We start from the raw sequence: 12,238 nt of genomic DNA, 5'->3' as shown, positions 1-12,238 counted from the left end.
TAAGCATTACTCCGTTTTAGCTGTTCGCCATCAAATTAGCGGCTGATATTCAGTTCCGCCGTTTTGCCTGTCTTAGCAAGCATGGTTAATAACGCATCTATCGTGAACTTGCTGATTTTGCCGTTTATCAAATCAGAAACACGGGGGCGGCTGGTGTTAAAGATTTCTGCCGCCTGTTCCTGTTTCAAGCTCTGCTCTTTTATCCATGCGCTGACGCTTTCGGCAAGCTGTAACTTGGTTCTGATAATCATATCACTATGCGCCTTGAGTTTGGCGGCTTCGTCAGGCTGAAAACCCAAATCGGCAAAAACATTACCGCCTACCGGTGTAATGTGCGTGGTTTTCGATGTCATTTTCCTATCTCCTGTATCAATGCTCTATATCGGCTCTTGATGATTGCTGTGTCTTTCGGGGCGGTTTTTTGGCTTTTCTTTTGGAAGCTGTGCAATACATAGACGGCTTTTTCAAACTTAGCCACATAAACCACTCTAAATGCTCCATCGGGCAAACGTTTTCTAAGTTCCATAACTCCGCTGCCAAAACTAATCATCGGTTTAAAGTCTGTCGGCTCTAAGCCATTTTGGATTAACCCCAACTCATAACCGAAATGCTTTACCGCCTCAAGCGGGAATGTTTTAAGGTCTTCCAGTGATGTATCACGCCATTCAATCGGCTTCTCTCTGTTCATGTATCAAATTTTATACAAATAAGCAGCAAGGGGCAAGAATAAAGAAAAAGTATATATATATACAAAAAGCACTGGTTACTCTGGTTACCTGGTTACCAGCCCCTAAAAACCCTTATAAATCAAAGATAATGAGGTAACCAGTTGTGCCTTTGTCATTGGTTACCAGTGCCGGTTAAGTGGTTACCCGCCGTTTTTTGCTTTCTTTTTATGGACTTGAAAAATTCAAGGGGCTGCTTTTCTCGCGCGCGCGTATTGGTGTCGAAATTATTTATTCCACTGCCTGTCTTTTTGGTAGATATGGCGTAAATAGGCTAAAATCGCGCTGTAAGCGTGTTTCATTGATTGGGTAGGGTAGGTATAGGGAAAGGGTCAAACAGCCCTAATTTTTGAGTTTTTGGGGCTTTCTGTTGGTTTTATGCTTTCTTGGTTGGTCTGCCTGAATGTTTGGACGTAAAAAAGCCCGCCATTGTCGGTAATAGCGGGCTTGCTCTTGGTTATTCGTCAAAGTCGGGCGGGGCTTTTTCCATCAAAACATAGAATCGGCTTGCAACGCCGTTTTTTTTGCGCTGGTGTCGCCATCTGCCGTTATCGGCTTTCTTCAACCATCTGCGAGTATGTAGGACTTCACATACTTTGCGCTGGCTATATCCTTTACAGACTTCATCTTCAAAGACTACGGGGATTATCCAATACTCATCTATGCTTCCCTCTTGTTTCCGATAACCTGCATGATCGCGGTTTACGGTTTGGCTGTTCCAGTCTGAAAAGCGCATAGACAGGGCGTTAACGTCCATAAAGGCGATTACTTGTTCAATAATCCGGCGATCTTCGCGGTTTCCTGTGCCGTTTTCTTCAAGCCATTCATTGAAACACTGCCTTACTCCTGCTTCTCCTGCTCCTTGTCTCATGCCGGTAATAGGGGCGGCATATTCCAAGACGGCGGCCAAAAGGGCAAAGCGGCGGGCAATTCTTCGCGCCTGTCCCTCCATTGGTGGCAAGGTCTCAAGGAATCGGGCGCGGCTAGCTTCTACGGCTTGGGCGGCGGCTTCTTTTCCGTCTTTGAGGATTTGGCGGATAAGGGCGCGGCCTGCTGTTCCTCGCTGCTTGGCTGTGGCTTGGTTGATATGCTCCGACAGTTTCGCGCCATCTGCGAAGCCGTGTAACGTGTCGTAAATGCCAAATCTTGCCTCTGCCTGTATGTCAGGCAATCTAACATGGTTACCCGCTTTCCATTGGGCGCGGTCTCCTATCAGGCTTTCAGGGTTTATTTCGCCGGTCGAAAGGATCAGATTGCGCCCTGTGTTTTTGAAACGCCGTTGATAACGCTGTAAACCATTTGCGGGATTTTTCGGGGGTCGGCTGTTTGCCCGATTTCATCTAACATCAGCAAGCCATCATTACGGGCTAAAGCTAAATTTTGCAAGCCAAGCGGGGTAGTGTCCCAATTGCCTTTAGTGGTTTCAGGGTCGCCCCATACGCTCAAGGCAAGCCGCGCGGCGGTTGTTTTGCCTTTTGAGGAATCGCCCGCCAAATGGAAGCCGCCGCCCTCTTCGTTCAAAAGTGCCAAGAATGGCGCGGCCATGCTTAATCCTAGTGCCAGGCATAGGCGGCTATTGTTCTCTGCGTATCGTGCGGCCTGTTCCTGCCATTCCTTGAGGCTGCCTTTTTCTGTGTAACCGTCTTTTTGGCTGGTGTCTCCGTTGTATAGAATGTTTGTGCCGTCTGCGTTAATAGCTTCCCCGCCTGCCAGTATGTAGGCTTCCCCGTTCCACCCGGCGCGGTCGGTAATGGTAAAGGCCGCCTGGCTTCCCTCTTTCTGCAAATAGTCCGCCATTCTTTCCTTTTTTACCCGTCCGCTCATGATGACTAGGCCGAAATTCTGCAAACGCTGCCAGCCTTGAACTGTGCCGATTTCTGCTTGTGGTATGGCGGCGGTTTTATGCCGGCGTGTGATTTTGTCTTTAAACTTGATAATCCGATAATACGCGCCGTCATTGTCTTGCCCCGTGCCTATAATGTCGATAGGGTCGGAAAGAAATAGCGGCTCTGCTTCGATAATATCGCCGTCTTTGTCGGTTCTAACGTTTACCCACCATACGCCCCGATGGTCGATTTCAAAGTGAGGGCGCGGGCGGAATGGCTCGATATTTTCAAGGTTGTAGTCGTTGGTGCTTTCCTGCTTCGCTGTTTCGGTATTTTTCATGCTGTCTGTCCTCCGAAATGGTTGTCTGATTGCTTCTTCTCGTTCAGTTCGTCCAGTGCGTCATAGCCTGGCGTTTTGCTTTGCCATATGCTCGCCTTGATTCCCTGCTTAATGGCTCGCATTGCCAAGTCATAAGCGGCTCTGTAACCAACAGGGCGGGGCGTGTCGTTATCGGCAATAATTACAATCTCTTTTATACTGTGCAAAAACTGAAAATTTGCCATGCTGTTTGCGCTCAAGGCTGCGTATAAGCCCCAATCGTAAGCCTTGTACAATTCACGCGCGGCAAGGGCGGTCTCTATTCCCTCTGCAATGACAAGCCGGCCGTTTTCAGGAATCGGGAACAAGTGGACGGCTTGCCCCGATATGCTGCCTTGCTTACGGTTTCGCATTTTCTTGGCGGGTAGGGCTTCGCCTGTTTCGGGGTCTTTGATTGCCAGCTTCTGATAGCGCGGGGCGTGTAGTCCGTCCTCTCCGCATGGCTTGTCATAGCCCGCCCGCAAATAGGTCAGGTGCAAGCCTTGTAGCTCCTCGTCCATATCGCGGATAGCGCAAACCATACAGGGGTAACGGCCAAGCAAAAGCGGCTTATCTTCGCCTGTCGTCCAATAATCCGCCTCTCTCAAAAAACGGATGTTTTCGGGTAAATGCGCCATGCCCAAACCGCGCGATTTCAAATACCGGATAATGGGGGAATCGGGGCGGATAGGTTCTGTGCTTCTCCACAATGCCGCCAGTTTCTCGATTTGGTCTTTTTCGGGGCGTGGTTGCTCTTGTGGGCGTGTTGGCGGTATCGGCAAGGGGTCTGCATTGCCCATGCCTAAAACGCCTGAAACCTGCTTCAAGGCCGTCTGAAAGTCGCATTGCATATAGTGCATTACCAAGCCGAAACCATCGCCCGCGCCGTTCTCCCAATGGGTGCAAATGAATGTGCCGTTTCCGTCCTTATCGTCATATCTGAAACGGTCTTTCCCTCCACACGCGGGGCAGGGCTGGTGTTTGTTTTTCAGGTATCGCGGGTCTATGCCTAATGCGGCGTGGATTTCCTGCCAGCGGTATTGTGCGGCGGCTTTAATGTCTTGATAAGTCGGTTTCATTTTCCTACCTCCTCGAATCTGTCCATAGCTTCGCGGGCTATGGCTGATACGGTATGAATCGCCTCTTTTTGGCTTGCTCCGTCATTCACGATCAGCAATATAGTGCTTACAACGTCCACCGCTGCGATTGCCTTTTCTTTGCTGTTTAACTGGTTTGCCAGCTTCTCCGTGATGGTTTTCATTGCTCTGCCTCCTCTGATACAGGTTCTAAAACAATTCCGGCCATCGGGTCTGTTTCCCATATTGCGGGCGTTTCCTGCTCCAGTTGCTCCGTGTCGGCGTGGGCGGGCTGGTTACAGGCTCGAACTACCAAAGCCAAAAGCAACACCCAAAACACCAGCAAGGCGCGGTTTAAATACCGGCGGAAACGGTCAGATTTATTGGTCTGTTTCATGGTTTTATCCTTTGCTCTGCCTCCAGTGGTTCAAAACATGAATCTAATAAAATCAATTAGTTATGAAAACACTAGGGCGAAGTTTGCCCGTACCGCCTAAAAATAGGCGGCATGGCGGTTTAGGTTTTGATGGGGTTTGGGGCTTATTTCAGGGTTTGGGCTTGTGCTTCATCGGCGGCGGCTACTGCGTCGTTAAGGCTGAAACAAAGACTTGAAATATTAAAGGGATGGTTATTCTCCAATCCCTCCGCCTGTGCTATGGTCAAATCGGCAAGGTTGGCGGCGTTTCGGCAAAAGTAACGCGCCTCGTTGATGTCGGTTTGATGCTGGGCTGCGTCAAGCAACGCGCGAATGGCGTTTGCCAGTTTGTGCGCCGCGTCTGTGTGGATGTCTGCAAAATAAAGCGCATCTGCCGCGTCGTTTGCCAGCTCGCGGGAAATGGTTACCGTTTGGGCTTGGTTTTGAATATTTTGAATTGATGGTGCTGCTTGAGAAAAATTGCGTTGCATTTGGAATGCTCCTATACGTTTGAGATTTGAGAATGCCCAAAAAGGGGGCGGTGCTCTCTCCTGCGTATAGTCAGGCGTGGGCATTGCTGCTACCACACACCGCCATTGACTTTGATATGCCGTCTGAAGCCTTGAACAGACTGCAAACAGCATAGGGGAAATGGCGATAAAAAATCAGCGTTTACCCTGCTGATTTTGGGCTATACGATTTGAGAGAGAAACTTAATTCTGCTTCTCAAAGCTCAATCTGTCAAATGGTTTTTGCAGGATTGGGCGATTTAGCGTTAGATTCTGTCCAGTGCTGTAATAAGAATGACGGCATAGCACGTCTTATCAGTGTCTTTACCTGTAACAGCTGCAATGTCTGCAAGTGTTACTGCCTCCCATTTGCCCCTATGTGTCTTAAGGGCTAAGTCCATGATTGCCTTTTTCTCTTCCTCCGTGAGTGATTCCACAATCGAAGATACATAACTTTCCGGCTTTTCCTGTATTTCCGCCTCTGCCTTGATTTCCGCCTTATCCACCAGCAAGCCCAGCATTTTCGCCTTGCCCATCGTTGCCGATACCGCCGCGCTGCTTTGCGGTGTAGGGGCTGCCAATGCCGCCTCCCGCGCCTGCTCCAGTTCGTGTAACAGGTCGTCCACTGTTACCGCGTGGCGTTGCCGTGCCTCTGCCTTGAGGTTATCTACCATCGCGGAAATATCGGGGGTTTGTAGCAGCTTATAGGCTTCATTGGTTACCGTTTCAGGCTTCATGTTGTCGGTGTTGTAGGCTTGCCGGTATGCTTCGCTTGCATTGCCTGTTTCCACATACAGGCGGGCAAACTGTTCTTGCTTTGGTGTCATGTCTTAATCCTTTCAAAAAGCCGCCCAATAGCTGTTTTCTGCCTTTGGGCGGCTGTTTGGGTGTTGCTACTTCAAGCTATTGAAAACCGCTTCTTTTTCTTTCTCCATGTCTTTAAAGATGTCGAAAATAGCGTTTTCTTCCCCGCCTGTGCCGTCCATCATGTTGAAGAAGCCGGGCAAACGTAAATCAATTATTCGATTCGGCATAGATTCCCCATAGTTTCGGCAATCAGGCCGCAAACCGTTTTCCTGAAGATTCGTTCTCATTTCAATGGCGGCCTTACCGATTCCTACCAGTTTCGCGGCGGCTTTGGCATAGGCGCGGGCGGCCTCCAAATATTCAGGTAAGTGGGTCTCTTCAATACCGGCAATAAACATTTCATAGCGGGAAACGGCCAGCAAATTGCGAAGCTCTGAAATACGGTTCAGATGTTGACGGCGGTCATTAAATAGGCTTTCCAACAGTTCTTTTTGTACTTCCAGCACATCGGCGGCGCGGTCTGCCTCTTCTCGCTTGGCGGCAATCTCTAAATCAAGCTCTTTGGCTTCTTCGGTGTTTGTGGGTTTGCCCATCTTCAATAAATCGGCAAATATTCCTTTGCGCTTGCTTCTCAGCCCCGCAAATTCATTGATCACCGCCTCCGCCTCTGAAACACCGGCTTCAGCCGCTTCAATTTGGGCGGTCAGTTCACTGCATTTGTCCTCTTCCTCTTTCAGTAATTTTTGACGGGTTGCAAAAACTGTTTTTTACGTATGTAACATTCATGTTTAAAGCTCCTGATTTAATTGATTAATACAAACCGCCCGCGCTTCACGGTTTCGCCATATTGGTTTTGGATTTCTTCCATCACGGTAACAATGTTATGCCCCTCTTGGCGTAGCTCCAAAATGCGTGAGTTATAGCCAAGTATGCCCATTTGGGTAAGCTCCCATGATGTAACGCTCCCTTTTTTCAATCGGTTTAAAATGCGCTCTTTTTGGCTTGGCGTTTTGGCCTTGTGGTTGGTATAATTAACTTTCATCAGATTTTTCCTCCATACCGTCTGAATAGCCCTCTATTCAGGCGGTTTTATTTTGTCTAAAGGGATAGATTCACGCTGATTCTTCGCACGCGCGTATTGCTCCGAAAACTCCTACTCTTCGCGTTTGGCGGCCAGTTTGCCGATATAGTCGTCAATCTCGCTTGCAAGCCAGCCGGTAATGTTGGCGGAAAGTTTGATAGGCTTTGGAAAATCAGGGCGGTAATGGCGGCTCTTAGGGTTTACCCAATTCCAAACAGTGGCTTTTGAAACACTAAATGTGCGTGATAGGCTATCCACTCTTAAAACGGCATTTGTCATTTTTTCTTCCTTTCTGCGGGTTTAACAGGGTTGTTCAATGTGTAGAAATAATATCCATTTAAAATGTTCTAAGTGAGTGATGAAAAACATCTTTTTTTTTACATGTTTCATATAGTGTGAAAATCCTTTTTTCTATTGCATTTTCGTATCATGTAAAAAACGCGCCTTTTTTAAGGGCGCGTTTTATTTTTTTGTTTTGATTGCCGTGTTATGATCTTGGCTGTCTATCGCTTACAAATGATATTTTTTGTTGCCCGCCGTTCTGCTCTTGTAGTTCGGCGGCTCTTTCTTTTCGATATAGTTCAAGCTGTTCGTCTATTTTTTTCTACTCTCTTTGCTTAAGTGTTTTCGTATTGTTTGAACATCAGGATAATTATCCAAGCCTGCCAAAGGTTTGAGAATGTCAAAAATGCGGTTAATTAGCCCGATTTTCAGATTCATTACATCAATATCTAAGCAATATCGGAAAACCTGGTATATCCTCCTTAAAAGTGTTTGTGTTTTCCCGCTTCCTCCATGCGTTGGATAACAGACAAGATAAATCAGGCTTTGATTAATTTCTTCTATCCTTTTATCTGCCTCCCTTTGAAACACATGTTCTTCCTCTTTGTTTCTGAAACCTCCCCTTAATTTTATTCCCCGTTTTTCTAATTGAAAGCCCTGAATATATCTTTTTAAAGCCTTTTTTGCCGTCATTATTTTCTTTGGTATTGTTGAAGCTGCTTTTATCAGCATATATAGACAGGATGTTATTTGGTTTTCCTTATAATCTTCCTGTGTTTTAAATATCCCATCAGTGATATGGCTGATTAAATCCTTCTTCAATAATTTTTCAAGTTCTCTATATGCTGCCTCCTCTTGAGAAGTTATTTCATAAAAATTAAAACAGCGTATCTCGATCAATTTCCTAATAAATTGAATGTTATCAAGGTCATTCAATTCTAGAAAATAGCCGTGACGATCTGTAATTAACATAGATTTCTCTTTCAATAAATTATTTCGCCCATTTTCAATATTAAGCGCGGGTTACTCGCTTATTCCGCATTTAATCGGAATAAATAATTAAAAAGGAATTTTCAGCATTTATCTAGTCTTGACAATTCTCTTTTTCTCATGAATTTATTTTGTATGAGTGAAATTTATTAATAAATTTCAATTAGTTATAGTTGATTATGATAGATTAGGCTAGATTAAGATTGATTAAGGTCATTTTAGATTGGTGCAGATCGCGCCTTTTTTCTATTATTATTATTTTTTTTAATGAAATTCTCAGTTTAAGATTAAAAAATTTCATTATCTCAATAAGTAAAAATCCTACTTCAAAATCTCGAAGTAGGATTTCAGATAGCTTCTTATGCGTGTTGCTCCGTGCCGGTCTCAAGCTCTATGTTTCCACGTCCAGGCGAGCAAACGAAAGCAAAACATCTAATACACTGTATTTCATAGGGTTAATCTCTTCTGTATGAATTGGTAACCAGTGGTAACCAGTTGGTAACCAGTAAATTTACGTTAACTGGTTACCGCTTTTTCTTTGTATTTATATTTATATTCATATGGTTATATCTGTAAAGATTTGTGGTAACCAGTGTAACCAGTATATTTACTCACGCGCATAGGGAATTTTTAATCTGCCTTGCTCTCTTGAATCATCTGTAATGCCTGGTTGTATCGCTCCCGTAAATAGTCGCTATACCATTGCATAAACTCGATACGCTGGGGCATATACTCGGCCATGTAGGCGTATGAATCCTTTGTCTTATCTTCTTCAACGTGGGCAAGCTGTATTTCGATTGCGCCGCCGTTGAAGTTGTTTTCATAAAGCAAACTACTTGCTACTGCTCTGAAGCCATGCGGCGTGGCCTTGCCCTTGTAGCCTAGCTTCTCGTTAATGATTTTTCCTAGCGTGTTCTCGCTGATATGGCGGTTTACGCTGGTTCTACTTGGAAACATAAACCGGCTATGCCCTGTCAGCGTGTGTAACTCTTGAAGTAGCTCTATTGCCCAATCAGAAAGAGGCACACATAAAGCGGGCTTGGGCTTCATCTTTTCATGCTTCATTCTTTCGGCGGGAATAATCCAACGCTTGTTTTTAAAATCCACTTCTTGCCATTACCCGCCGCGCAATTCGTTATTTCTCACAAACACCAGCATGACAAGCATGATGGCAATTTTGTTTTGCCGCTCTATATTGTTTGCCAGTATCAGGCGGCGGTAAAACTCCGGCAATTCTTCACGGGGTAGGGCGGGTTTGTGTTTGGTGGGTAAGTTGGGGATGTGATTTTTCAACAGGCGGGCGGGGTTGTTTTCTGATATTTCCAACATGGCGGAATAGTCGAAAACCGCCCCAATCCAGCCCCTGATTTTATCGGCGGTATCAGTAACGCCCCTTGCCATAATGTCATCTAGCAGGTTCTTGATATGAATTACCTTGATTTCATTAACGGGCATTTCTCCAATGACTGGGAAAACGTCATTTTCTAAATAACGCATGATTCGCTCTGCGTGATGTTCTTTCCAGCGTGGCAAATTGTCCTTGTGCCATTGCTTGGCTAAATGCTCAAAAGTATTTAACAAGGCGGCTTGTCGGGCTGCTTTGGCTTCTTGCTTGGCTTTGCTGGGGTCTTGCCCTTGTACAATCATGCGGCGGGCGTTTTCGGTGGCTTGGCGGGCTTCTACCAATGAGAAAGCAGGATATTTCCCGATAGTGAGTGTTTTCTCTTTACTGGCAAAACGGTATTTCAGACGGAATATTTTTCCGCCCGCTGGTGTAACTTCAAGATACAGGCCGCCCCCGTCAAATAACTTGATTTTCTTTCCAGTATCAGACGGCTTGGCAGCTTTGATTTGGCGGTCGTTCAGGGGCATTGGAGGTATGTTTTTTGGGGGGTGTTGTCAGATTCCCCGAATCATACCCCCATATTTTGCTTTATTCAATTATATGGCATTGGGGGTATTTAGACATTTGGCAAGGAGGTTATTAGCCTGAAATCCTTGCCAGTATTGAATCTTGATTACTGTGTTAGATTTGATTAGACGAAAAAAAGCCCCTAAAAGGGGTTGGGTGGTGCGGACGGAGAGACTCGAACTCTCACACCTCTCGGCGCCAGAACCTAAATCTGGTGCGTCTACCAATTTCGCCACGTCCGCATAAGGGTGGAGATTATACAGATTTTGTCCGATTGCGCAAGGCTTTGGGCGTAATAGTTGAGGCTTATGCTTTGCAGCGGTAAAATCCGCTATTCGTCCGCCTGGCATCGGAATCCGGCGGTTTTATTTTATTGACGGAATTTGAGTATGCCTGCTGCTTTGATTAAAGATTTTCTGCTGACTCAAGGTTTAAAGCTGCCGCCAGACGAGGTACGGACGGCGTATCTGACCGCAAAGACGGTGATGGATATGGGGATGGCTTCGATAGACCGTTCGGTTTTGTGGCGCAATCATGAAGGTTGGAAACTTGCCGATTATCTGCCCTGCGATGATGGTCGCGAAGACAGCCTGAAACAGCTTTTTATGGCTCTGGATTCGGTATTCTCGCGCTCCGAAGGAGTGCGCGCCGCAGCCGTTTATGCCCTGATGCCGTCTGAAAACGCCGCCTTTCAGCTGGTTTGCCTGTCCCAACAGGGAGAAGGTTTGGAAAACATATGGGAGCTGGATGAAAATGTTGCCGATGTTTCGCTTGCCTGCCGTTCGGCGCAAAGCGGTTGGATGAATATTGCCTCGGATGTCGGGCGTTGGCTGGAATTAGGAGAGCTTTCCGGCGAACGCAACCGGCATTCGGCGGCGCAGCTTTCCATTCCCATTTGTACGGAGAGCGGCGGCGTGCTGGGCGTGCTTCACGTCGAATTTGAAAAAGCCGGTTGTGCGGATGAGGCGGCGCAGGCGGAATGGGTGGCTCTTGCCTTGGCTTTGCCCGAACCTTTGAAGCAGCTTTTGGGCATCACTGCCGCAGAGGGAGCTGAAAATGTCTGAATTATTGAGCTATGTCGCTTCCTGCCGCCTACCGACCGAATGGGGCGTATTTACGATGCACGGTTTTGAAGAAGCAAGCGGGCAGGAACACGTCGCGCTGACCGTCGGCGATTGTTCAGACGGCAATCCGGTTCTGACGCGCATCCACTCAGAATGCTTGACGGGCGACGCGCTGTTCTCGAGAAAGTGCGACTGCGGGCCGCAACTGGAAGCGGCAATGAAGGCGGTACAGGCGGAAGGGCGCGGCATCATCGTCTATCTGCGTCAGGAAGGACGCGGAATCGGGCTGATTAACAAAATCCGCGCCTATCATCTGCAAGACCAAGGTATGGATACCGTTGAAGCCAATTTGGCACTCGGGCTGCCCGTCGATGCCCGCGATTTCCGTTTGGCGCAATCTATCTACGAATATCTGGGCATCCGCTCGGTCAAACTGCTGACCAACAACCCCGAAAAAATCCAAACCCTGAAAGATGCGGGGATTAACGTGGTCGAACGCATCCCCCTGCATGTCGGGGAAAATCTGGAAAACGAGCGTTATCTCCAAACCAAAGCAGACAAGCTGGGGCATTTGATGTCGGAATAAGGCAAAGATGCAGGGAACGGGCATCCTGCGCCGCCTTTCGGGAAACAGGTTTCCCATACCTTGATAAAGCAATAAGTTTTATAGTGGATTAAATTTAAACCAGTACAGCGTTGCCTCGCCTTGCCGTACTATTTGTACTGTCTGCGGCTTCGTCGCCTTGTCCTGATTTAAATTTAATCCACTATATAAAGTTACAGGGTGCGGATGCAAACGCATTGCGGGTGCGGGTTTGAGGCATACGCGCAAACATCTTAATACAACGGATTGATATTTATGATTTTCTCTATCATCGTCCCTATTTACAATGTGGAAAAATACCTCCGCTGCTGCGTGGATTCCGTGCTTGCCGAAAATTTTGCCGATTATGAAATGATTTTGGTCGATGACGGTTCGCCGGACGGCTGCGGGAAGATTTGCGACGAATATGCAGGCAAATATCCGCATATAAAAGTGATTCATAAAGAAAACGGCGGGCTGTCGGATGCCCGCAACGCCGGTATCCGGGCGGCAAAAGGCGATTACCTGATCTTTTTGGACAGCGACGACTATTGGGCCGATACCAACCGTTCAAAAAACGCGGGGGGGGGGGGGGATTTTTTTTGTTTTA

At 47.0% G+C, this 12,238-nt stretch carries 16 protein-coding genes, 1 tRNA gene and 2 pseudogenes; 3 read left to right on the top strand and 16 right to left on the bottom strand.

Features of this window, described 5'->3' with window-relative positions; translation table 11 throughout:
• Positions 1–35 precede the first annotated feature (35 nt).
• The 15 genes and pseudogenes from DBY86_RS03110 to DBY86_RS03045 all read right to left on the bottom strand — a co-directional run bounded on the left by DBY86_RS03110 (position 36) and on the right by DBY86_RS03045 (position 10,223).
• Positions 36–353 (bottom strand): helix-turn-helix domain-containing protein, encoded by a 318-nt coding sequence (locus tag DBY86_RS03110; RefSeq protein WP_107818883.1) that lies wholly within the window; start codon positions 351–353, stop codon positions 36–38.
• Positions 350–688 (bottom strand): type II toxin-antitoxin system RelE/ParE family toxin, encoded by a 339-nt coding sequence (locus DBY86_RS03105; protein ID WP_107818882.1) that lies wholly within the window; start codon positions 686–688, stop codon positions 350–352. Before DBY86_RS03105 ends, DBY86_RS03110 begins: the two co-directional genes overlap by 4 nt.
• A 494-nt stretch (positions 689–1,182) precedes the next feature.
• On the bottom strand, positions 1,183–1,896 hold the full coding sequence (locus tag DBY86_RS14070; protein ID WP_308446918.1) for a hypothetical protein: 714 nt from the start codon (positions 1,894–1,896) through the stop codon (positions 1,183–1,185).
• A 77-nt stretch (positions 1,897–1,973) separates the two neighbouring features.
• On the bottom strand, positions 1,974–2,891 hold the full coding sequence (locus DBY86_RS14065; protein ID WP_465119540.1) for a DUF927 domain-containing protein: 918 nt from the start codon (positions 2,889–2,891) through the stop codon (positions 1,974–1,976).
• Positions 2,888–3,988, bottom strand: a complete 1,101-nt coding sequence (locus DBY86_RS03095) for a DUF7146 domain-containing protein (protein ID WP_107818881.1) — start codon at positions 3,986–3,988, stop codon at positions 2,888–2,890. The genes DBY86_RS14065 and DBY86_RS03095 overlap by 4 nt, the downstream gene beginning before the upstream one ends.
• Positions 3,985–4,170, bottom strand: a complete 186-nt coding sequence (locus DBY86_RS03090) for a polyribonucleotide nucleotidyltransferase (protein ID WP_107818880.1) — start codon at positions 4,168–4,170, stop codon at positions 3,985–3,987. The genes DBY86_RS03095 and DBY86_RS03090 overlap by 4 nt, the downstream gene beginning before the upstream one ends.
• On the bottom strand, positions 4,167–4,382 hold the full coding sequence (locus tag DBY86_RS03085; RefSeq protein WP_107818879.1) for a PTS sugar transporter subunit IID: 216 nt from the start codon (positions 4,380–4,382) through the stop codon (positions 4,167–4,169). Before DBY86_RS03085 ends, DBY86_RS03090 begins: the two co-directional genes overlap by 4 nt.
• Positions 4,383–4,525: 143 nt before the next feature.
• Positions 4,526–4,891: a hypothetical protein gene (locus DBY86_RS03080; protein WP_107818878.1), complete on the bottom strand. Its 366-nt coding sequence runs from the start codon at positions 4,889–4,891 to the stop codon at positions 4,526–4,528.
• A gap of 284 nt (positions 4,892–5,175) precedes the next feature.
• Positions 5,176–5,736: a terminase small subunit gene (locus tag DBY86_RS03075; RefSeq protein ID WP_107818877.1), complete on the bottom strand. Its 561-nt coding sequence runs from the start codon at positions 5,734–5,736 to the stop codon at positions 5,176–5,178.
• Between the two features lie 66 nt (positions 5,737–5,802).
• Entirely contained in the window at positions 5,803–6,372 is a 570-nt protein-coding gene (locus DBY86_RS03070) for a hypothetical protein (protein WP_234403364.1), read from the bottom strand.
• A 146-nt stretch (positions 6,373–6,518) separates the two neighbouring features.
• Complete coding sequence (locus DBY86_RS03065; protein ID WP_107818875.1) at positions 6,519–6,758, bottom strand: helix-turn-helix domain-containing protein; 240 nt, start codon at positions 6,756–6,758, stop codon at positions 6,519–6,521.
• A gap of 111 nt (positions 6,759–6,869) precedes the next feature.
• Entirely contained in the window at positions 6,870–7,076 is a 207-nt protein-coding gene (locus tag DBY86_RS03060; RefSeq protein WP_107818874.1) for an AlpA family phage regulatory protein, read from the bottom strand.
• Positions 7,077–7,391: 315 nt separating this feature from the next.
• Positions 7,392–8,051 carry a hypothetical protein gene (locus tag DBY86_RS03055; protein ID WP_107818873.1) on the bottom strand — a complete coding sequence of 220 codons (660 nt, stop codon included), beginning with the start codon at positions 8,049–8,051 and terminating at the stop codon, positions 7,392–7,394.
• A 648-nt stretch (positions 8,052–8,699) separates the two neighbouring features.
• Positions 8,700–9,941: pseudogene (locus DBY86_RS03050) on the bottom strand (tyrosine-type recombinase/integrase).
• Positions 9,942–10,138: 197 nt separating this feature from the next.
• Positions 10,139–10,223: transfer RNA gene (locus tag DBY86_RS03045), tRNA-Leu, on the bottom strand.
• A gap of 147 nt (positions 10,224–10,370) precedes the next feature.
• On the opposite strand from DBY86_RS03045, the gene DBY86_RS03040 reads away from it, so the two are divergent.
• Together DBY86_RS03040 and ribA are read left to right on the top strand one after the other, a co-directional pair.
• Positions 10,371–11,045 (top strand): hypothetical protein, encoded by a 675-nt coding sequence (locus DBY86_RS03040; RefSeq protein ID WP_107818872.1) that lies wholly within the window; start codon positions 10,371–10,373, stop codon positions 11,043–11,045.
• Complete coding sequence (gene ribA, locus DBY86_RS03035; protein WP_107818871.1) at positions 11,038–11,631, top strand: GTP cyclohydrolase II; 594 nt, start codon at positions 11,038–11,040, stop codon at positions 11,629–11,631. Before DBY86_RS03040 ends, ribA begins: the two co-directional genes overlap by 8 nt.
• Before the next feature lie 81 nt (positions 11,632–11,712).
• On the opposite strand, the pseudogene DBY86_RS12865 reads toward ribA, so the two are convergent.
• Positions 11,713–11,823, bottom strand: a pseudogene (locus DBY86_RS12865) (IS5/IS1182 family transposase); the annotation flags it as partial.
• Between the two features lie 81 nt (positions 11,824–11,904).
• Here DBY86_RS12865 and DBY86_RS03030 point away from each other — a divergent pair.
• A partial coding sequence (locus tag DBY86_RS03030; RefSeq protein WP_107818870.1) for a glycosyltransferase occupies positions 11,905–12,238 on the top strand: 334 nt, incomplete at its 3' end.

The sequence above is a fragment of the Neisseria bergeri genome, assembly GCA_003044455.1.
Lineage (GTDB): Bacteria > Pseudomonadota > Gammaproteobacteria > Burkholderiales > Neisseriaceae > Neisseria > Neisseria bergeri.
The sequence above is the reverse complement of the archived record's forward strand: the minus strand, read 5'-3'. Positions and strand labels throughout refer to the sequence as shown.